This window comes from Dryocola baronae (genome assembly GCF_051297175.1).
In the GTDB taxonomy this organism is placed as follows: Bacteria; Pseudomonadota; Gammaproteobacteria; order Enterobacterales; family Enterobacteriaceae; genus Dryocola.
The window spans coordinates 3185842-3207745 of record NZ_JBINNY010000001.1; the positions used below are offsets into that span (position 1 = coordinate 3185842).

Annotated in this window: 17 protein-coding genes; 10 read left to right on the forward strand and 7 right to left on the reverse strand. The window is 55.9% G+C overall.

The window, feature by feature from the left end; all coding sequences use genetic code 11:
- Entirely contained in the window at positions 1-2118 is a 2118-nt protein-coding gene (gene rlmKL, locus ACSPHG_RS15255; protein WP_435954357.1) for a bifunctional 23S rRNA (guanine(2069)-N(7))-methyltransferase RlmK/23S rRNA (guanine(2445)-N(2))-methyltransferase RlmL, read from the reverse strand.
- Positions 2119-2225: 107 nt separating this feature from the next.
- Between rlmKL and ACSPHG_RS15260 the strand changes: the two genes are divergently transcribed.
- Positions 2226-3338, forward strand: a complete 1113-nt coding sequence (locus ACSPHG_RS15260) for a YcbX family protein (protein WP_435954358.1) — start codon at positions 2226-2228, stop codon at positions 3336-3338.
- Here the strand turns inward: ACSPHG_RS15260 and zapC are convergent.
- Entirely contained in the window at positions 3335-3877 is a 543-nt protein-coding gene (gene zapC / locus ACSPHG_RS15265; RefSeq protein WP_435954359.1) for a cell division protein ZapC, read from the reverse strand. The genes ACSPHG_RS15260 and zapC overlap by 4 nt on opposite strands.
- A gap of 165 nt (positions 3878-4042) precedes the next feature.
- Positions 4043-5053, reverse strand: a complete 1011-nt coding sequence (gene pyrD, locus ACSPHG_RS15270; RefSeq protein WP_435954360.1) for a quinone-dependent dihydroorotate dehydrogenase — start codon at positions 5051-5053, stop codon at positions 4043-4045.
- A 248-nt stretch (positions 5054-5301) separates the two neighbouring features.
- Between pyrD and ssuE the strand changes: the two genes are divergently transcribed.
- The 5 genes from ssuE to ssuB are packed head-to-tail and all read left to right on the forward strand — an operon-like array spanning position 5302 to position 9560.
- Positions 5302-5877, forward strand: coding sequence for an NADPH-dependent FMN reductase (gene ssuE, locus ACSPHG_RS15275; protein WP_435954361.1), 576 nt, complete (start codon positions 5302-5304; stop codon positions 5875-5877).
- Positions 5870-6847, forward strand: coding sequence for a sulfonate ABC transporter substrate-binding protein (locus ACSPHG_RS15280; RefSeq protein WP_435954362.1), 978 nt, complete (start codon positions 5870-5872; stop codon positions 6845-6847). The genes ssuE and ACSPHG_RS15280 overlap by 8 nt, the downstream gene beginning before the upstream one ends.
- Positions 6844-7989, forward strand: a complete 1146-nt coding sequence (ssuD, locus tag ACSPHG_RS15285; RefSeq protein WP_435954363.1) for an FMNH2-dependent alkanesulfonate monooxygenase — start codon at positions 6844-6846, stop codon at positions 7987-7989. The genes ACSPHG_RS15280 and ssuD overlap by 4 nt, the downstream gene beginning before the upstream one ends.
- Before the next feature lie 9 nt (positions 7990-7998).
- Complete coding sequence (gene ssuC, locus ACSPHG_RS15290) at positions 7999-8790, forward strand: aliphatic sulfonate ABC transporter permease SsuC (RefSeq protein WP_435954364.1); 792 nt, start codon at positions 7999-8001, stop codon at positions 8788-8790.
- Positions 8787-9560 carry an aliphatic sulfonates ABC transporter ATP-binding protein gene (gene ssuB / locus ACSPHG_RS15295; protein ID WP_435954365.1) on the forward strand — a complete coding sequence of 258 codons (774 nt, stop codon included), beginning with the start codon at positions 8787-8789 and terminating at the stop codon, positions 9558-9560. Before ssuC ends, ssuB begins: the two co-directional genes overlap by 4 nt.
- Before the next feature lie 88 nt (positions 9561-9648).
- On the opposite strand, the gene pepN is transcribed toward ssuB, so the two are convergent.
- Positions 9649-12261, reverse strand: coding sequence for an aminopeptidase N (gene pepN, locus ACSPHG_RS15300; protein WP_435954366.1), 2613 nt, complete (start codon positions 12259-12261; stop codon positions 9649-9651).
- Between the two features lie 268 nt (positions 12262-12529).
- Between pepN and pncB the strand changes: the two genes are divergently transcribed.
- From pncB to ACSPHG_RS15320, 4 genes are all read left to right on the forward strand, one after another.
- Positions 12530-13732, forward strand: a complete 1203-nt coding sequence (pncB, locus tag ACSPHG_RS15305) for a nicotinate phosphoribosyltransferase (protein WP_435954367.1) — start codon at positions 12530-12532, stop codon at positions 13730-13732.
- A gap of 175 nt (positions 13733-13907) precedes the next feature.
- A complete protein-coding gene (gene asnS, locus ACSPHG_RS15310; RefSeq protein WP_435954368.1) occupies positions 13908-15308 on the forward strand; it encodes an asparagine--tRNA ligase in 1401 nt (466 codons plus the stop codon).
- A gap of 753 nt (positions 15309-16061) precedes the next feature.
- Entirely contained in the window at positions 16062-17162 is a 1101-nt protein-coding gene (locus ACSPHG_RS15315) for a porin (RefSeq protein ID WP_435954369.1), read from the forward strand.
- A 189-nt stretch (positions 17163-17351) separates the two neighbouring features.
- On the forward strand, positions 17352-18542 hold the full coding sequence (locus tag ACSPHG_RS15320) for an amino acid aminotransferase (protein WP_435954370.1): 1191 nt from the start codon (positions 17352-17354) through the stop codon (positions 18540-18542).
- A 46-nt stretch (positions 18543-18588) separates the two neighbouring features.
- On the opposite strand, the gene ACSPHG_RS15325 is transcribed toward ACSPHG_RS15320, so the two are convergent.
- From ACSPHG_RS15325 to ldtD, 3 genes are all read right to left on the reverse strand, one after another.
- Positions 18589-19236, reverse strand: coding sequence for an MBL fold metallo-hydrolase (locus ACSPHG_RS15325; RefSeq protein WP_435954371.1), 648 nt, complete (start codon positions 19234-19236; stop codon positions 18589-18591).
- Positions 19237-19276: 40 nt separating this feature from the next.
- On the reverse strand, positions 19277-19825 hold the full coding sequence (mepK, locus tag ACSPHG_RS15330) for a peptidoglycan L,D-endopeptidase MepK (RefSeq protein WP_435954372.1): 549 nt from the start codon (positions 19823-19825) through the stop codon (positions 19277-19279).
- A 182-nt stretch (positions 19826-20007) separates the two neighbouring features.
- Positions 20008-21894 (reverse strand): L,D-transpeptidase, encoded by a 1887-nt coding sequence (gene ldtD, locus ACSPHG_RS15335; protein WP_435954373.1) that lies wholly within the window; start codon positions 21892-21894, stop codon positions 20008-20010.
- Between the last annotated feature and the right edge of the window lie 10 nt (positions 21895-21904).

Consider the following 21904-nt stretch of genomic DNA (forward strand, 5'->3'; position numbering starts at 1 on the left):
TTAATCCTTGGCTTTATGAGTAACAAGCCAGCAGTTATGAATCTGGCGGTTGCGGGCAAAGTCTTGTGACAGCGTTTTCTGGGTGATCTCTTGTGCTTCCAGACCCAGCTTGGCCAGCCCGTCGAAATCCATTTTGAAGCCGCGTTTGTTGTTGGAGAACATGATGGTGCCCCCACGACGCAGCAGGCGTTTAAGATCGGTCATCAGGCCGATGTGATCGCGCTGAACGTCAAAAGACTCTTCCATGCGCTTGGAGTTGGAGAACGTCGGCGGATCGATAAAGATCAGGTCGAAGTTCTCGTCGGTTTCGTGCAGCCAGCCCAGGCAGTCGGCCTGAATCAGGCGATGCGCCCGGCCGCTTAGGCCGTTCAGGCGCAGGTTACGCTCGGCCCACTCAAGATAGGTGCGCGACATATCCACCGTAGTGGTGGTTTTCGCGCCGCCCAGACCCGCGTGTACCGTCGCGCTGCCGGTGTAGGCGAACAGGTTCAGGAAGTCTTTGCCTTTGCTCATTTGACCGAGCATCTTGCGCGCGAGGCGATGGTCGAGGAACAGGCCGGTATCCAGATAGTCGGTCAGGTTAACCCACAGGCGCGCGTTGTATTCGCTGACTTCCATGAAGTCGCCCTTCTCGCCCAGCTTCTGATACTGGCTTTTGCCCTTCTGGCGCTCGCGCGTTTTCAGGATCAGGCGATTCGACGGCAGCTCGAGAACCGACAGCGTGGCGGCAATAACGTCGAACAGACGCTGGCGCGCTTTGTTGGCATCAACGGTTTTCGGCGGCGCGTATTCCTGCACCACAACCCAGTCGCCATAGCGGTCTACGGCTACGTTATAGTCCGGCAAATCCGCATCGTAAACGCGGTAGCATTCGATACCTTCCTGACGCGCCCACTTATCGAGCTTCTTGATGTTCTTACGCAGACGGTTGGCATAATCTTCTGCCAGCTGGCCGCCCGCTGCCCCGCTGGTGTTTTCCGCCAGCTGGTAGTTCTTTTGCACGCAGTCGAGCGGGCCGTTCTTCGCCTTGAACTGGCGGTCGGCACGCAGCTGCAGGCAGCTGAGCAAATCCGGGGAGGCGCTGAACAACGACAGGTTCCAGCCGCCGAACTGCGTTTTCATATTGCGGCCAAGCAGGCTGTGCAGCGCGATAAGTGCCGGTTCGCTGTCCAGACGCTCGCCGTAAGGCGGGTTGCTGACTACGGTGCCCGTTGGGCCTTCCGGCAGCGGGTTGGTCAGCTTCGCGACGTCCTTCACTTCATAGGTAATGAGATCGGCAAGCCCGGCGCGGCGGGTGTTTGCGCGCGCGCGTTCAATCACGCGGGAGTCGTTATCAGAACCGTAGAAGCGGGAGGTGTAATCGCCCAGGCCTTTGCGGGCGCGAACCTGCGCTTCGGTGGTGACTTCTTTCCACAGCTCTTCGTCGTGATTCGCCCAGCCCAGGAAGCCCCAGTGCTTGCGATGCAGGCCCGGCGCGCGATCGGTTGCGATCATCGCGGCTTCGATCAGCAGCGTGCCGGAACCGCACATCGGGTCGAGCAGCGGCGTGCCCGGCTGCCAGCCGGAGCGCATCACGATTGCGGATGCCAGCGTTTCCTTAATAGGCGCAGCGCCGGTGCTGTCGCGATAGCCGCGTTGATGCAGGCCTTCACCGCTTAAATCCAGCGCAATGCTGGCGGTATCTTTATTCAGCCAGACGTTAATGCGCAGATCCGGCTGCTCGCGATCGACGTTCGGGCGCGGCAGATTTTTGCGGGTAAAGGAGTCGACAATCGCATCTTTTACTTTAAGCGCGCCGTACTGGCTGTTGCGGATAACATCGTTCAGGCCGCTAAAATGCACGGCGAAGGTCGCGTCCGGCCCGAAGATAGACGGCCAGTCGATAACCTGAACGCCGAGGTACAAATCCAGATCGCTGTAGACGCTACATTCGCTCAGCGGCAGCAGGATGCGGGAAGCCAGGCGGCTCCACATCAGGCTTTGATAGACCAGACGAGAATCCCCCTGGTAATGTACGCCGCCCTGAACCACCTGGCAGCCTTGCGCGCCCAGCCCTTCCAGTTCAGTTTTTAACAGCTCTTCGAGCCCACGCGCCGTACTGGCAAACAGAGAATTCATATCGTCACTTTTTGGTCAGGAGAAGAAAATAGTGGCGCATTATAGCTAATCCGCCACGCATGTCATAAAGTTGCCCTCTTATTATTTTTACAGGCAAGGAGGGCGCCATGATCAGTCTATCTCAACTTTATATTCACCCGGTCAAATCAATGCGCGGCCTTGCCCTTTCGCACGCTCAGGTGGGCACCAGCGGCCTGGCGTTCGATCGCATATTTATGATTACCGAACAGGATGGCACCTTTATTACCGCACGTCAGTATCCGCAGATGGTGCTGTTCACTCCGGCAATCCTGCACGACGGTTTATACCTCAGCGCGCCGGACGGCTCATCGGCAAACGTTCGCTTTGCAGATTTCCAGCCGACGCCTTCCGCCACCGAAGTGTGGGGGAATCATTTTACGGCGCTTATCGCCCCGGACGAAATCAACGGCTGGCTGAGCGGCTTCTTCTCGCGCCCGGTGCAGCTGCGCTGGGTGGGCGAAAACTTAACGCGCCGCGTTAAGCAGCACGAAGAGGTGCCGCTCTCATTTGCCGACGGTTACCCTTTCCTGTTGACTAACGAAGCCTCATTGCGCGATCTGCAAAACCGCTGCCCTGCCAGCGTAAAAATGACGCAGTTTCGCCCGAACCTGGTTGTCACCGGCGCGCAGCCCTGGGCCGAGGACGGCTGGCAGGTCGTGCGTATCGGCGGCGTAACCTTTGACGTCGCCAAGCCCTGCAGCCGCTGTATTTTCACCACCGTCAGCCCGGAAAAAGGCCGTAAACATCCGAGCGGCGAACCGCTGGCAACGTTACAAAGCTTCCGCACGGCGCAGGACAACGGTGACGTCGACTTCGGGCAAAACCTCATCGCGCGCAACAGCGGCGTTATTCGGGTTGGCGACGAGCTTGAAGTCCTCGCCACAAAACCGGCCAGAGTATACGGCGCGGGGGAAGTGGCAGAAGCAGCCGAACCTATTGAACAGCAGGAAAGCACGGTGGCCATCGACTGGCAGGGCCGGGCTTTTCGCGGCAACAACCAGCAAATTCTTCTCGAGCAGCTCGAGCAGCAGGGCATTCGTGTGCCTTATTCCTGCCGGGCGGGCATCTGCGGGTGCTGTCGGGTGCGTTTGGTTGATGGCGAGGTGAAGGGGCTTAAGAAAAACGCCGTCGGCGCAGATGGCACTATCTTATGCTGTAGCTGCGTGCCGGCGGGAGATGTGAAGCTGGAAACGCTTTAAACCGCCTGATCGAGACTGAGGTTGCTACCTACCGGCTGCGGCTTCAGCCTGTCATTCATCACTTTGATGGCATCGCCCAACTGCATGGTGCGGCCGGCAAGCTGTAAGCCCGGCTGCGCAAGCAGGCATAGCGCCGCATTGTCGCCTGTTTCAACAACCAGCAGATTCACCTGCTGCATATCTTCGCTAAGCCAGACGCAGGCGGCATCGCCCGGAGCGGGCTGCCAGCAGTCGCCATGGGAAACAAAGTGCCAGCTTTTTGGCATCTGCGGCTTGAGATAGCGGATAGCCACCAGCGCGTTTAACACCAGCTCGGCACGGTGTTCCTTACTTAACGGCAGGTCGCGGCATTTCTCATCAAATGAGAAAAACAGCGCGGCGTCGTCGACACAAAAACCAGCGTTTTCAAAGGCATCCGGGGTGAGCATTTTACGCGGGAAACGGGAGCGAAAAAGCATTCCATTGGCTAAATCGAGCATCATACGATCGTGCTCTTCGTCGAAATACCAACGCCAGCTGTCGTCCGGTTTTATACGCATAATGACTTACCCTTGTGTTTATTCCGCAAACTTAAAACATCCTTATCGCCGTCTGGTTTAATGCCATATTAATAAAAGACTAGAATGATTAATTTAGCAACAGCATCGGAATATAAAACAACCAGGGCTGAAAATAAAGCCCCGGCTGTCTGGAAATGATAAAGCTTAGAGATGAGTGACGATTTCTTTTATCAGCGGCGGGCCTTTAAATATGAAGCCAGAATAAATCTGCACCAGGCTGGCGCCGGCCGCTATCTTTTCCCGAGCGGCAATCACGGAATCAATGCCGCCGACGCCGATAATAGGCAACCGGCCATTTAATTCTTGAGACAGGCGACGAATAATTTCCGTGCTTTTTAGCTGCACCGGACGACCGCTCAAGCCACCGATTTCGTCGCAGTGCTTCATGCCCTGAACAAGGCTGCGGTCTAATGTTGTATTGGTGGCGATGACCCCATCAATATTATGGCGAACTAAACTATCCGCCACCTGGATCAATTCTTCTTCTGAAAGATCAGGTGCGATCTTAACCGCGATCGGCACATATTTATGATGCAATTCTTGCAGCGCCTGCTGCTTAATTTTTATCGCACTTAAAAGATCGTCCAGCGCTTCGCCGTATTGCAGTGAACGCAATCCCGGCGTATTCGGTGACGATATATTGATCGCAATATAGCCAGCATACGGATAAATTTTATCCATGCAGATCAAATAGTCGTCTTTACCCTGCTCCACCGGCGTGTCTTTATTCTTGCCAATATTGATGCCGAGGATGCCATCGAAATGGGCTTTTTTAACGTTCTCGACCAGGTTATCGACGCCAAGATTATTAAAGCCCATGCGGTTAATTAACCCTTCGGCTTCAACGAGGCGGAAGATGCGCGGCTTGTCATTTCCCGGCTGCGGGCGTGGCGTAACGGTACCAATTTCAATGGAACCGAAGCCCATCGCGCCCAGGGCGTCAATACATTCACCGTTCTTATCAAGACCCGCGGCGAGGCCAAGCGGGTTTTTAAATGTCAGCCCCATGCAGGTCACCGGCTTCGACGGAACGTTTTGACGCACAAGGCGTTCAAACGGCGTACCCGTTACGCGGCGTAATTGCTGAAATGTCACTTCATGAGCGCGCTCAGGATCGAGCTGGAAAAGGGCTTTACGAACGAAGGGGTAGTACATGAACTCTCCTGGATTCCGGTGTGCAAACCGGGGCCGTATTATTATCGATCGCGCCCGCGATTGGAATTGACCTGCAACAAAAAAGGCCGAATAGACGCAAACGTTTTCTCTGCCCTCCGCTTCTTATGCACTTTTCGGCATTTGTTTATCAGATAAATCATTTAGTGGAATAACGCGCCTCTGCCACTATCAAAGTCAATTGTTATCAAAGTTAACAACTATCGAACTTTTAGTTATAAGGAGCCAAGATGCGCGTGATCACGCTAGCCGGAAGCCCCCGCTTCCCGTCCCGTTCCAGCGCCCTGCTGGAGTATGCCCGAGAAAAACTTAGCGCATTGGATATAGAGGTGTGTCACTGGCATCTGCAAAACTTCGCGCCGGAAGATCTGCTTTACGCCCGTTTCGACAGTCCGGCCCTTAAAGCGCTCACCGAACAGCTTGAGCAGGCCGACGGATTGATCATCGCCACGCCGGTTTACAAGGCATCGTTTGCCGGCGCGTTGAAAACGCTGCTGGACCTGCTGCCGGAGCGCGCGCTTGAGAAGAAGGTTGTTCTGCCGCTGGCGACCGGCGGCACCGTGGCCCACATGCTTGCGGTTGACTATGCCCTGAAGCCGGTGCTGAACGCCCTTAAAGCCCAGGAAATCCTCCATGGCGTGTTTGCCGACGACAGCCAGGTGGCCGATTACCAGCACAAGCCGGTGTTCACCGCCAATCTACAGCAGCGCCTGGATACCGCGCTGGAAACCTTCTGGCAGGCGCTGCACCGCCGTTATTTCGCCGTCGCCTCACCTTTCGTCCAGCAGGGAGTTGCCCATGTTTAATCTGTTAAAACGCGCCACCCCGTGGCTAGCTTTTGCCGGAATGCTGAGCCTGAGTTCGGCGGTTAACGCAGCCGAGCCTGCACCCGACCAGCTGCGCATCGGCTATCAAAAAGGGTCCGTCAGCATGGTGCTGGCAAAGAGCCACCAGTTTCTGGAGCAGCGTTATCCGCAGACCAAAATCTCGTGGATAGAGTTCCCGGCCGGCCCGCAGATGCTTGAGGCGCTCAATATAGGCAGTATCGATTTGGGCAGTACCGGCGATATTCCGCCGATCTTCGCTCAGGCCGCAGGCGCGGATCTGGTTTATGTCGGATCGGAGCCCGCGAAGCCAAAAGCAGAAGTGATTCTGGTGCCGGAAAACAGCCCGCTGAAAACCGTTGCCGATCTTAAGGGCCATAAGGTCGCCTTCCAGAAAGGTTCCAGCTCGCACAATCTGGTGCTGCGCGCGCTGCAAAAAGCGGGGCTGAAATTCACCGATATCCAGCCAGCCTACCTGACGCCAGCCGACGCACGAGCCGCATTCCAGCAGGGCAATGTTGATGCCTGGGCCATCTGGGATCCCTACTATTCCGCCGCTTTGCTGAACGGCGGCGTCCGCGTTCTCACGGATGGAAGCCAGCTCAATCAAACCGGTTCGTTTTATCTCGCTTCCCGGCCTTACGCCGAGAAGAACGGCGAATTCCTACAGGGCGTGCTGAAAACATTCAGCGATGCCGATGACCTGACGCGCTCCCAGCGCCAGGAGAGCGTAGCGCTACTTGCTAAGACCATGGGCCTGCCGGAGCAGGTAATCGCCACCTACTTCGATCATCGCCCACCGACCGAAATCACCCCGGTCAGCGCGGCTACGGCTGAAAAACAGCAGCAGACCGCCGACCTGTTTTACGACAACCATTTAGTGCCAAAAAAAGTCGATATCCGCACCCGCATCTGGCAGCCCGCTGGCGCCGCAAAAGGAGATAAATCATGAGTCTTAACCTGTTCTGGTTCTTACCTACCCATGGCGACGGTCATTATTTAGGCAGCAACGACGCCGCGCGCCCGGTTGATCACGGTTATCTCCAGCAGATTGCCCAGGCCGCGGACAGGCTTGGTTTCACCGGCGTGCTGATCCCGACAGGCCGTTCCTGCGAAGACGCCTGGCTGGTCGCCGCGTCTATGATTCCGGTAACCCAGCGTTTGAAATTCCTCGTGGCACTGCGCCCGAGCGTAGTTTCACCCACGGTAGCCGCTCGTCAGGCCGCCACGCTCGACAGGCTTTCCAACGGCCGTGCGCTGTTCAATTTGGTCACCGGCAGCGACCCGGAAGAGCTGGCCGGGGACGGCGTGTTCCTCAATCATGAAGAGCGATACGAAGCTTCGGCGGAGTTCACCCGCATCTGGCGGCGCGTGCTGGAAGGCGAAACGGTGGATTACGACGGCAAGCACATTCAGGTGAAGGGCGCAAAACTCCTGTTTCCGCCGGTCCAGCAGCCGCGTCCGCCGCTCTATTTTGGCGGTTCATCGGACGTGGCGCAGGATCTGGCGGCGGAGCAGGTTGATTTGTACCTGACGTGGGGTGAGCCGCCGCATCTGGTGAAGGAAAAAATTGAACAGGTACGCGCGAAAGCCGCTAAGCAAGGGCGCACCGTTAGGTTTGGGATCCGCCTGCACGTCATCGTGCGCGAAACCAACGAGGAGGCCTGGCAGGCCGCAGACCGCCTGATCTCGCAGCTCGACGACGCCACTATCGCTAAGGCGCAGGCCGCGTTTGCCCGCACCGATTCGGTTGGACAGCACCGCATGGCAGCGCTGCACGGCGGGAAGCGCGACAATCTGGAAATCAGTCCGAACCTCTGGGCAGGCGTGGGCCTGGTGCGCGGCGGCGCGGGTACGGCGCTGGTGGGCGATGGCCCTACGGTCGCGGCCCGCATTAACGAATACGCGGATCTCGGCATCGACAGCTTTATTTTCTCCGGCTATCCACATCTCGAAGAGGCCTACCGCGTAGGCGAGCTGCTGTTCCCGCATCTGGATGTCGCCATCCCTGAGATCCCGCAGCCGCGCCAGCATCACGAAAAAGGTGAAGTGGTGGCGAATGACTTCATCCCTCGTAAAGCCGCGCAAAGCTAGGGGGCGATGATGACGAAAAGCTCTCGTAAACTACTTCTGCGCCTCGCCCCATGGCTGCTGCCGGTCACCATTATCGTTATCTGGCAGCTGGCATCCTCGGTGGGCTGGCTGTCGACGCGCATTCTGCCCTCCCCCGAGGGCGTGGTGGTGACATTCTGGAATCTCTCCGCGAGCGGCGAACTGTGGCAGCACCTGGCGATCAGCTCCTGGCGCGCGGCGATCGGCTTTAGCATCGGCGGGTCGCTTGGCTTAATTCTGGGCCTGATCAGCGGCCTTTCGCGCTGGGGCGAACGCCTGCTGGATACCTCCATTCAAATGCTGCGCAACGTGCCGCATCTGGCGCTGATCCCGCTGGTCATTCTGTGGTTCGGCATCGACGAATCCGCCAAAATCTTCTTGGTGGCGCTCGGCACGCTATTCCCGATTTACATCAACACCTGGCACGGCATTAAAAATATCGACCAGGGGCTGCTCGAGATGGCGCGCAGCTACGGGCTGTCGGGCTTTAGCCTGTTCAGCCAGGTGATTTTGCCCGGTGCCCTGCCGTCGATTATGGTCGGCGTGCGCTTTGCCCTCGGCCTGATGTGGCTGACGCTCATCGTCGCCGAAACGATTTCGGCCAACTCCGGCATTGGCTATCTGGCGATGAACGCCCGTGAATTCCTGCAAACCGATGTCGTGGTGGTGGCGATTATTCTGTATGCCCTGCTCGGCAAGCTGGCGGACGTTAGCGCCCAGCTGTTAGAACGCGTCTGGCTGCGCTGGCATCCGGCCTACCAGCTAAAAGAGGAAACCGTATGAATACCGCACGTATAAATCAGGGGACGCCGCTGCTGCTCGAGGGAGTGACCAAGCGCTACGGCGATAAAACCATTCTTAACGAGCTGGCGCTGCATATTCCCGCCGGGCAGTTTGTCGCGGTTGTCGGAAGGAGCGGCGGAGGCAAAAGCACCCTGCTGCGCCTGCTGGCCGGACTGGAGAATCCCACCGGCGGATCGCTGTTAGCCGGTAACGCGCCGCTGCGGCAAAGCCAGGACGACACGCGCCTCATGTTCCAGGATGCTCGCCTTCTGCCGTGGAAATCGGTGATGGATAACGTTGGGCTGGGGCTGAAAGGCAGCTGGCGCGACGCGGCGCACGGTGCGCTGGCAGCGGTCGGGCTGGAAAGCCGCGCGAAAGAGTGGCCTGCGGCGCTGTCCGGCGGGCAGAAGCAGCGCGTGGCGCTGGCCCGCGCGCTTATCCACCGTCCGGGGCTGCTGCTGCTTGATGAACCCCTTGGCGCACTCGACGCGCTAACGCGTATCGAAATGCAGGATCTGATCGTTTCGCTGTGGCAGGAGCATGGCTTTACCGTTCTGTTGGTGACCCACGACGTAAGCGAGGCCGTCGCCATGGCGGATCGGGTGCTGCTTATAGAAGAAGGAAAGATTGGTCTGGATCTGACGATAGATTTGCCGCGCCCACGCCGCCTTGGCTCGGTGAGGCTGGCAGAGCTGGAATCTCAGGTGCTTGAGCGGGTGATGAAACGCCACGCCGTTGAAGAACCGGCGCGCGCGGTGCGCACCGGTTAGGAGAGCGTCGGGTGGCGCGATGCTTACCCGACCTACGCTTGATTCGTAGGGTGGATAAGCGACAGCACCATCCACCTTACAAATCCTTTTACGCCAACGCCTTACTGATTTTCTCGAACAAATCGCCAGACAGATTCTCCAGCCCTTTCAGCTGTTCCAGCGCGGCACGCATCATTGCCTGGCGCTTTTCGTCATAGCGCTTCAGGCGAATCAGTGGCTCAATCAGACGTGAAGCCACCTGCGGATTACGGCGGTTCAGCTCGCTGAGCATTTCCACCATAAACTGGTAGCCGCTGCCGTCCACCGCGTGGAACGCGGCCGGGTTGCCCGCTGCGAACGCGCCAATCAGGGAGCGAATGCGGTTCGGGTTACCGAGGCTGAACGAGCGGTGGTTAAGCAGCTCGCGAACCTTGCCGAGCGTGTTCGCAGCCGGGCTGGTCGCCTGCAGAACGAACCACTTGTCCATCACCAGGCCGTCCTGATGCCATTTCTCATCGTACTTCGCCAGCAGCTCGTCGCGGCAAGGTAGCTGCGCGGCCACGGCTGCGGAAAGTGCCGCAATCGCATCGGTCATATTATCCGCTGAATCGTACTGCGCGCGAACCAGCCGTTCGGCAAGCTCCTGCTCGCCAAAGGCCAGATATCGCAGGCAGATATTGCGCAGCGCGCGCTTGCCGATGTCATCGTGCTCGACGCGGTATGCGTCCAGCCTGTTGGCGTTGTAGATTGCCAGGAACTCGTCCGCAAGCTCGGTTGCCAGCGTGCGGGTCAGCGCTTCGTGGACTTCGGCGATGGCAATCGGGTCAATCTTCTGGAACAGCTCGGCGATTTCGTTCTGCGACGGCAGCGTCAGAATTTCTGCCGCCAGCGCCGGATCGATTTTCTCATCGAGCAGGATGGCGCGGAACGCGTCGGCCACGTGCAGCGGCAGGGAAAGCGGCTGCTTCTGCTGGCTGCGGTTGACGTTCAGCTTGATGTAGGTTGCCAGCAGGCTCTGCGCGGCATCCCAGCGGGAGAAATCGTTGCGGGCGTGGCGCATCAGGAAGGTCAGCTGCTGATCGCTCCAGTTATATTCCAGGCGCACCGGTGCTGAAAACTCGCGCAGCAGGGAGGGAACGGGCTGGAAGTAGACGTTATCAAAGACGAACGTCTGCTCGGCCTGGGTCACGTTCAGCACGTGGTGCACCGGGTGGCCGCCCTTCTGTAGCGGAATGACTTTGCCTTCGTTGTCATACAGTTCGATATCGAACGGAATGTGCAGCGGCTGTTTTTCCTGCTGTTCGGCCGTTGGCGGCGTAACCTGGCTGATGGTAAGCGTGTACTGCTCGGTTTCCGGATTGTAGTCGTCGCGCACGCTGACCACCGGCGTTCCGGCCTGGCTGTACCAGCGGCGGAAATGTGACAGGTCTACGTTAGAAGCGTCTTCCATCGCCTGGACAAAATCGTCGCAGGTCGCGGCGCTGCCGTCGTGGCGCTCAAAGTAAAGCTGCATGCCTTTCTGGAAATTTTCTTCGCCGAGCAGAGTGTGCAGCATGCGGATGACTTCTGAACCCTTTTCGTACACCGTTAAGGTATAGAAGTTGTTCATTTCAATCACTTTATCCGGGCGAATCGGGTGCGCCATCGGGCTTGCGTCTTCGGCAAATTGCATGGCGCGCATGATGCGCACGTTCTGAATGCGGTTAACGGCGCGCGAGCCGAGGTCAGAGCTGAATTCCTGGTCGCGGAAAACGGTCAGGCCTTCTTTAAGGCTCAGTTGGAACCAGTCGCGGCAGGTCACGCGGTTGCCGGTCCAGTTGTGGAAATATTCGTGGCCGATAACGCGTTCGATATCGAGATAGTCTTTATCGGTGGCGGTTTCCGCGCGGGCCAGCACGTATTTGGAGTTAAAGATGTTGAGGCCTTTGTTCTCCATTGCGCCCATGTTGAAGAAGTCGACGGCGACGATCATATAGATGTCGAGATCGTACTCGAGGCCGAAGCGGGTTTCATCCCACTTCATCGACGCTTTCAGCGAGGTCATCGCCCAGCTGGCGCGGTCGAGGTTTCCGCGGTCAACGAACAGCTCAAGCGCCACGTCGCGGCCTGAACGGGTTTTGAAGGTGTCGCGCAGCACGTCGAAGTCACCGGCAACCAGCGCAAACAGGTAGCAAGGTTTTGGGAACGGGTCCTGCCACTGCACCCAGTGGCGGCCATTTTCCAGCTCGCCTTCGGCAATGCGGTTACCGTTGGAAAGCAGGAAAGGATATTTGGTTTTATCGGCGATGATTTTGGTGGTGAAGCGTGCGAGCACGTCCGGGCGGTCCAGGTACCATGTAATGTGGCGGAAACCTTCGGCTTCACACTGTGTGCACAGCGCAGCGCCGGACTGGTACAGCCCTTCAAGCGCGGTGTTGGTCGCCGGGCTGATTTCATTGACGATGGAAAGGGTAAAGGTTTCTGGCAGCTGTTCGAGCACCAGCGCGCCCTCTTCCAGCTTATAATCATCCCAGGCTTTATCATTAACGTGAAGGCTGACCAGCTTCAGATCGCCGCCGTCGAGGCGCAATGGGGCCCCTGCTGCGCCCTGGCGGCTGACTTTGCTAATGGCGGTGACCAGGGTTTTTGTGGCATCCAGGTCAAAGGTCAAATCGATGTCGCTAATCGTGTAGTCCGGCGCACGGTAGTCGTGGCGGTATTTGGCTTGTGGCTGTTGTGTCATAAAAAACCTTATACATCGTCCGTAAGTTATCGGGGTTCAGTCTATTCCTGTTGCGTTAATGTTGCCACGCAGAATCATCATCTTTTCAGGGCTAATCACGCGCTTTGCTACATCTTTGTAACATGGGGCACGAATTGCCCTCGACCAGAAACCACCCTTGTGTTGTGATCTGGGTTTAATAAACAGATAATCAGGGTATACTCCTGCGTCTTTATCTGCATTTACCCCTTGATGGAAACGCTCCTGTGAGAGGATGCTGCAACGCGCCATGACACGATACGCTTCCCCGATTTTGCAAACGCTTCTGGATACTGACGCCTATAAGCTTCATATGCAGCAGGCGGTATTCCACCGTTATCACGACGTGAGCGTCGCGGCCGAGTTTCGCTGCCGCGGTGACGATCTGCTGGGTATTTACGCAGATGCAATCCGTCAACAGGTCGACGAAATGCAACACCTCACGCTTAGCGACGAGGAGTTTGCCTGGCTTGAAGGGCTGCCTTTCTTTGAAGCAGATTACCTCGCCTGGCTGCGTAATTTCCGCTATGACCCCACACAGGTTGAAATCATCAACAATAAAGGCCACCTGGACATTCGTCTGAGCGGCCCTTGGCGTGAAGTCATTATGTGGGAAGTGCCGCTGCTGGCGGTGATCAGCGAAGTGGTGCATCAGCATCGCTCGCCTGGCGTCACCCCCGCAATGGCGCTCGCGCATCTTGAAACCAAGCTTGCACAGTTCAGGGAACTGACCGCAGACGTTGACCTCGCTTCGTTCCGTTTGATGGATTTCGGCACGCGCCGTCGCTTCTCCCGCGAGGTTCAGGAAGCCATCGTTGAACGCCTGCGCCAGGAGCCGTGGTTTATCGGCACCAGCAACTACGATCTCGCTCGTCGCCTGAACCTGACCCCAATGGGGACGCAGGCGCACGAATGGTTCCAGGCCCATCAGCAAATCAGCCCGGTGCTGGCGAACAGCCAGCGCGCTGCGCTGGAGGCCTGGCTTGATGAATATCCTCATCAGTTGGGTATCGCGCTGACCGACTGCATCACTATGGATGCGTTCCTGCGCGACTTCGGGCCAGCCTTTGCCCAGCAGTACCAGGGCCTGCGCCATGACTCCGGGGACCCGTTTGAATGGGGTGAAAAAGCCATCGCTCATTACGAGCAGTTGGGCATCAACCCGATGACCAAGGTGCTGGTGTTCTCCGACAATCTCGATTTACCGAAGGCCATTGAGCTGTATAAACACTTTGCTTCTCGCGTGAACCTAAGCTTCGGTATAGGCACCCGTTTGACGTGCGACATTCCGCAGGTTAAACCGCTGAACATCGTTATTAAGCTTGTGGAGTGCAACGGTAAACCGGTTGCCAAACTCTCTGATAGCCCCGGCAAAACCATCTGCCACGATAAAGCCTTTGTGCGCGCTCTGCGTAAAGCCTTCGATTTACCGCTGGTGAAAAAAGCCAGCTGATTCAAATAATACCCATAGCCAACATTAATGCGGGCTATGGGTATCCTCTCTTTGCCGATTTTATTCATTCGGACGCGATTTCTGCTTGTCTGATAGCGCGTGACAGGTAACATAGATATCCCCCCATTGTGGGTAACTATTTTTTTGTCATTGACCCTTTAATAGAGAGAAAATTATGAGCGTTGTGCCTGTAGCCGACGTACTCCAGGGCCGTGTTGCCGTTGACAGTGAAGTCACCGTGCGCGGGTGGGTGCGTACTCGAAGAGATTCAAAAGCTGGTATCTCCTTCCTCGCCGTCTATGACGGTTCCTGCTTCTCTCCTGTACAGGCCGTCATCAATAATTCTCTGCCCAATTACAATCAGGACGTGCTGCGCCTGACTACCGGCTGCTCCGTTATTGTCACCGGTAAAGTGGTGGAATCTCTCGGTCAGGGCCAGAGCTTTGAAATCCAGGCAACCGAAGTGGAAGTCACCGGTTGGGTGGACGATCCGGATACCTATCCGATGGCGGCAAAACGTCACAGTATCGAATATCTGCGCGAAGTTGCGCACCTGCGTCCGCGCACCAACATGATCGGTGCCGTTGCGCGCGTTCGCCATACCCTGGCGCAGGCGCTGCATCGCTTCTTCCATGAGAACGGTTATTTCTGGGTTTCCACCCCGCTGATTACCGCTTCTGATACCGAAGGCGCCGGTGAGATGTTCCGCGTTTCCACGCTGGATCTCGAAAACCTGCCGCGTACCGACGCGGGTAAAATCGACTTCGACAAAGACTTCTTCGGCAAAGAGGCGTTCCTGACCGTTTCCGGCCAGCTGAACGGCGAAACCTATGCCTGTGCGCTGTCCAAGGTTTACACCTTCGGCCCAACCTTCCGGGCGGAAAACTCCAACACCAGCCGCCACCTGGCCGAGTTCTGGATGCTGGAGCCGGAAGTTGCCTTTGCAAATCTGGATGACGTAGCAGGTCTGGCGGAAGCCATGCTGAAGTACGTCTTTAAAGCCGTGCTGGACGAGCGCATGGACGACATGCAGTTCTTCGCCGAGCGCGTGGACAAAGATGCCGTTGAGCGTCTGCAACGTTTCATCGACGCCGACTTCGCGCAGGTGGATTACACCGACGCGGTTGCCATCCTTGAAAAATGCGGCCAGAAGTTCGAAAACCCGGTTTACTGGGGCGTCGACCTTTCCTCCGAGCATGAACGTTACCTGGCAGAGCAGCACTTCAAAGCGCCGGTGGTTGTGAAAAACTATCCGAAAGACATTAAGGCGTTCTATATGCGCCTTAATGAAGACGGTAAAACCGTCGCTGCGATGGACGTGCTGGCACCGGGCATTGGTGAAATCATCGGTGGTTCCCAGCGAGAAGAGCGTCTGGACGTGCTTGACGCGCGTATGGCTGAAATGGGTCTTAATAAAGGAGACTACTGGTGGTATCGCGACCTGCGCCGTTACGGCACCGTGCCGCACTCCGGCTTCGGCCTCGGCTTTGAGCGTCTGATTGCCTATGTGACCGGCGTTCAGAACGTACGTGACGTGATTCCATTCCCACGTACGCCGCGCAACGCGAACTTCTAAGCTTCATTTATTACCAAGGCCAGCAATGCTGGCCTTAATTGCGAACAAAGAAGGAAAAAACGTGGTTTTTCCTTCTTTGTGATTATCAGCCGAAAATCAATAAATTGATTTTCCTGGTGATTTTCTTGGTGATACAGGCTCCTGTCGTGGACGTAAGAGGTTTGTCATCAGTCTGAGGCCAGCTCTGCTGGCCTTTCTTTTGTCTACGAGTCAAAGGTTGTTTTTCTTCAACGAAGATTAAGCAATTGTCAATTTCAACCCCATTCCGAACCCTCCCCGTAACGAAGTATGTCTGTGAAATAGTCATTCACAAAATTACCCTCATTTTTGCCAGGATTTATCCGGAAAGCGCCTACTTAGCATATTTGCACAAATTTTGCACAGATGTCTGGACATCCAAAATCTCGACAAAATTTTGCTAAATGTGAATGTTTCTCAGCAGCAACTTGCCGTTATGCGGATTAATCATAAGTAATTCATATATATATGTTAGCTATCGCTAATTAAATCGCCAAACACATCCGAAATTTGAATTGGTTCACAAAGTTCCATAAAATACATATTTAGTTACACATATTTTCTTTTTGTAACTCAGTTTGGATATTTGTAGCACTTTCAGGCTAGCGAAACGGTTTCATGAATGGAAAGATGCCTGACAGATACAGAAAGACACCAAACTCTCATCAATAGTTCCGTAAAGAATTATTGACGGCAGTGGCAGGTGTTCATAAAAACCAATGAGGGTAATAAATAATGATGAAGCGCAATATTCTGGCAGTGGTTATCCCTGCTCTGCTGGTAGCCGGTGCAGCAAACGCTGCAGAAATCTATAATAAAGACGGCAACAAATTGGATCTGTACGGTAAAGTTGTAGGCGAGCACGACTTCGTGACTTCTGGTGACAACACCAGCAACGGCGACAGCACCTACGCGCAGATTGGTTTCAAAGGGGAAACTCAGATTAATGACCAACTGACCGGTTACGGCCAGTGGGAATACCGTGCTTACGCAAGCTCTGCTGAAGCTGAGCAGGGTGCAAACAACTCAACTCGTACTCGTCTGGCCTTCGCTGGTCTGAAAATCGCTAACGCCGGTTCCATCGACTACGGCCGTAACTACGGTATCGTTTACGATGTTGACTCTTACACCGACATGGCGCCTTCTTTCTCCGGTATGACCTGGGCTAACTACTCAGACAACTTCATGACTGGCCGTACTACCGGCGTTCTGACCTACCGTAACTCTGATTTCTTCGGCCTGGCTGATGGCCTGAACTTCGGCGTTCAGTACCAGGGTAAAAACGACCGCGACGACGTTCGTACCTCTAACGGCGACGGCGTAGGTTACTCTCTGGGCTATGACTTCGGCGAAGGCTTCGGTGTGATTGCTGCATACAGCAACTCCGCACGTACCCTGCAGCAGAAACTCGATGGCAAAGGCGACCGTGCTGAAGCCTACGGTGCTGGTCTGAAGTACGATGCGAACAACATCTACCTCGCAACGACCTATGCTGAAACGCTGAACACTACCCGTGAAGCAGACGGTACCTTCGCTAACAAAACTCAGAACTTTGAAGCGATTGCCCAGTACCAGTTCGACTTCGGCCTGCGTCCATCCGTGGCATACGTTCAGTCCAAAGGTAAAGACCTGCTGGCACGTGGCGGCTTCGGCGGCGGCGATGCTGACCTGCAGAAATTCGTTGAAATCGGTGCAACTTACTACTTCAACAAAAACTTCAACATCTTCGTTGACTACCAGCTGAACCTGATGGACAGCAACTCCTACACCGACAACGTTGGCGTAGTGAACGGCAAAGACGACCAGGTTGCTCTGGCTGTGACTTACCAGTTCTAATTATTCGGCAACTTGTTTGCCTGAATTCGAGAAAACAGGGCTACGGCCCTGTTTTTTTATGCCTGAAAAGTGGAATTAACCAACCTGTGAAGCCGGTGGTTTCTTTTTGTCGCAAACGGTTGGCATTTAAGTAAACAGCAGTTAACCTGAAAGCGTTTCTCCCCCTCGATATCACAATGGAACCTCGTCATGTTTGAGAACATTACCGCTGCCCCTGCCGATCCAATTCTTGGCCTGGCCGATCTGTTTCGTGCCGATGACCGCCCGACTAAAATTAACCTCGGCATTGGGGTTTATAAGGATGAGACTGGTAAAACGCCGGTTCTGACCAGCGTTAAAAAAGCCGAAGCTTTTCTGCTGGAAAACGAGAACACCAAAAACTACCTCGGCATAGACGGTATTCCCGAGTTCGGTCGCTGCACTCAGGAACTGCTGTTTGGTAAAGGTAATGCCGTAAGCGAAGCCAAACGTGCTCGTACGGCGCAAACCCCAGGCGGCACCGGCGCACTGCGCGTTGCGGCTGATTTCCTGGCAAAAAACACCTCTGCTAAACGCGTATGGGTGAGCAACCCAAGCTGGCCGAACCACAAAAGCGTGTTTAATTCCGCGGGCCTCGAAGTGTGTGAATACGCCTATTACGACGCTGAAAACCACTCTCTGGATTTCGATGGTTTGATCGGCAGCCTGCAGGCGGCGCAAGCGGGTGACGTGGTGCTGTTCCACGGCTGCTGCCACAACCCAACCGGTATCGATCCAACGTTAGAGCAATGGCAGGCGCTTGCGAAAATGTCGCATGAAAAGGGCTGGCTACCGCTGTTTGATTTCGCCTACCAGGGCTTCGCTCGCGGTCTGGAAGAAGATGCTGAAGGCCTGCGCGTGTTCGCCGCAAGCCACAAAGAGCTGATCGTTGCCAGCTCCTATTCCAAGAACTTTGGCCTGTATAACGAACGCGTAGGTGCCTGCACCCTGGTTGCCTCAGATGCCGATACCGTTGACCGCGCGTTCAGCCAGATGAAGTCCGTTATCCGCGCTAACTATTCCAACCCGCCGGCGCACGGCGCTTCGGTGGTTGCAACCATCCTGAGCAACGATGCCCTGCGTACGCTGTGGGAGCAGGAGCTGACGGATATGCGCCAGCGCATTCACCGCATGCGTCAGCTGTTTGTGAATACTCTGCAAGAGAAAGGCGCAAACCGCGACTTCAGCTTCATCATCAACCAGAACGGCATGTTCTCGTTTAGCGGTCTGACCAAAGAGCAGGTTCTGCGTCTGCGCGAAGAGTTTGGCGTGTACGCCGTGGCATCGGGTCGTGTGAACGTCGCCGGGATGACGCCGGACAACATGGCACCGCTGTGTGAAGCGATTGTTGCCGTGCTGTAAGCCGAGTTGAGATAAAAAAAGAGCCGCTAATGCGGCTCTTTTTGTTTTACCAGACCGGTAACTCATCCTGCAGGAAAGGATTATGCAGGCGCTCGTGGCCGAGCGTTGAAAGCGGGCCATGTCCGGGAATAAAGGTCACGTCATCGCCAAGCGGTAAAAGCTTACGCTTGATGGAGTCGATTAGCGCCGCGTGGTCACCCTGTGGGAAATCGCTGCGCCCCACTCCGCCTTTGAAAATCACATCCCCGGATACCAGCAGTTTAGATCTGTCGTCGAAAAAGACGATATGACCGGGCGTATGCCCAGGACAGTGCAGCACCTGCAGGGTCACGTTGCCGACGGACACGGTCTCGCCTTCATCCAACCAGCGGTCCGGCGTCAGCGGTAAACACTCATCCAGTCCAAACATCCTGCTTTGGGCCGGTAAACCCTGCAGCCAGAAATCATCTGCTTTTTCAGGCCCGACAATCGGCACGCCGTAATGGGCGGCCAGCTCGGCGGCGGCACCCACATGATCAAGATGACCATGGGTTAGCAGGATCTGGCCGACAACGACGCCTTTGTCCGCGACTTCGCGGATAATCTTCTGCGCTTCACCACCGGGATCGACAATAGCGGCCTGCTGTGTTTCCTCACACCAGATTAAAGAACAGTTCTGGGCGAAAGCCGTTACCGGAATAATGTGATAATTCATGCTGCTCCATTACCGGCAAAAAGCGCCGGATTCCGTTGTTTTACCAGTGCCGCAATGGCCCGGTATCAATATGCACAAAGTTGCTGCTTGGGTAATATCCTACACCACCTGAGCGCAGAGATAATGCCGCTTTGCGTACATTGCTTAACGAAATCCCTTCAATATGGAAATCCATGGCCTGCCCTTTCGTGTGGTAGCTTTTTTTCGCCACCCCGCGGCTGTGGGCACGCAGTTCATTATTGGTATCGAGCGAGCGATAGCCGGAGACGAGCTGCACGGGTTTATTGGTTCCTAATAATCCCTGCAAGCGATAAAGCTGGTCGAACAGCTTGGGATCGATGGACTTAACTTTGTTCGCGCGATAGTCACGAAAGAAATGGTTAAGTCTTGCTAATTCATCCTGAATATAGCCTCTGCCATCGAAGAACTCGGCTTTTAACGTCTCACCGGTGTGCAGGTTGTTGAGGGTTAAAATGCGCGGGCGCGGTGTCGAGAGGGTTGCAAACGCTTGCTTAGGTAACAGCGCGGCACCCAATGCCACGCTGCCTAATGCCAGCAGCTTGCGGCGATTAGCGTCAAATTTGTCCATGATGTCCAGGTCTACAGGTAAAAAATGGTCGAATAATATGCACTTCTGGCGCACTGCATGGCACCTTAACTGCCAAATAAGAATGAGTCAAGGTACGTAAAACCCAGATAAACCGGGCCCTGCAAGGCACCCGGCTGAGTTTTACCCTAATTACGACCACTAATTCATTAGTATTACTGCAATTAACGGATCAAAGACCCGGCTTTTGAAAGGATTTGTGCGCCAGATCGCGCGGTGAGATCGTAATTGTAAATATCTGTACGATACTGCGTGCGCCCGTCCTCGCCCACAAAAGCCGTTAGGTAATAAAGGTTAACCGGTATCGTCTGCCGAATATTGACGTATTTGGTGCTGCCGTCTTTCAGCTGGCTGGAAATACGCGTGTCGTTCCACCCCGCATCCTGCAAGAGCATATTTGCCAGCTCGGACGCCTTATTGACGCGCACGCAGCCGGAGCTCAGCGCCCGAGCGTCCTTCTGGAAGAGATTATGGTTCGGCGTATCGTGCAGATAAATAGCATCAGAGCTCGGCATGTTGAACTTGTAACGCCCTAACGAGTTCTGCGTGCCCGGCTTCTGCTGGAACCTGAACGGTAAATTGCTAGCGGTAATGGTTTCCCAGTCCACGCGGTAAGGGTCGATGGCTTCAGCGTTATTGCTCCAGCCGCGCAGCACGCTATAACCGTGGCGATCCAGGTAACCCGGGTCCTGACGGACTTTAGGCAGAATATCATTTCGGGCAAGCGTAGGCGGCACGTTCCACGGTGGGTTAACCACCACGTTGTTGAGCGCGCTGCTCATCATCGGCGTTTTACGATCCGGACGGCCGACGATAACCCTTGAGGCCAACACTTCGCTACCGTTGAGGTAATAGACCAGCGAATAGTTCGGGATGTTTACCATGATGCCGGTATCAAGCTTGTTCGGCAGCAGGCGTAACCGCTGGATATTCAGCGCCACGAGCGAGGCCCGCTGCTGCGGCGTAACGTTCAGCCAGTCGCGGGTCAGCTGCCCGATGGCACCATCTGCACCCAGCCCCTGCCACTTCTGGAAGCGCTTCACGCCTTCAACCAGCTCGCGGCTATAGGCGCTGCGTACGGCTGCAGTTGCTTTTTTCTTACCGGTATTCGCTGCCGGAACGTCCTGCGCTTTTTCTTCACCTTCGATAGCGATAGCCGACGGGCTTACCGCCGCTGCGGTGGCCGTGTTGCTACGGTCATCGCCGGGTAATGGAATAGCGGGTTCAACCTGAAGCATGCCGCTACGGGCAAGGATTTCGCGCAGCGCGGGGACATCTTTGCTCCACTGCCCCGGGCGAAGCGTTTCTTTCGCAGAAAGCTGTGGCCACGGGCGGGTGTCCGATAAAAGGTGAACCAGCGATTTATGCATCTGGGCGTATTGCGGATGCTGAGGGGTGAGGGTAGCGATGAAGCTAACCAGGGTGCCCTGATCGACCGCCACCTGCCACTGGTTAATGACCGAGAGAGGTGCAGTCTTCATCTTGTACGGCGTAGCGCTGTAGAGCCAGCGGTTGCCCTCGGTCGGGATGCCGGACACGAACTGGAGATAGCCCATCATCGCGTCGGAAAGCACCACGTCACGCGCCATACCGGTAACGGACGGATCGGTGAGCAGCTCAACCCAGGCCGTAAACTGCGGCTGGATGCCGGCGATTGCCAGCTCCGCCAGCTGCTGCTGGAAAGCCTGCACCGCGTCGCGATTTTCCCACATGGGCTTCATATCCCGTGAGGCATAAAACGCGGAAAGCGCATTGAGATAGACCGGCGTGTAACCGGCTGGGAGCTGCCCCATAAGCTGGGAGCGGCTTTGTGCAGCAGACATTGACGCAGAATCAGGCGACAAAATTCCTGCCATCGTCGCGGTTGCGGCCGACTGCGCCAGCGGCTGCTCAAGTTCCGTCGGCTGCTGCGCCGTAACGGCGGAGCTGTCGGATGGAACGACGGCAGGCTCTTGATCCTGTGCCTGTACCGTAAACAGCGGAGCCAGACTGAGCGCCAGGCAATAAGCCACTGCCGACACTCGAAACCCATTCAACTTTGTAAGCAACATCCCTTGCCCC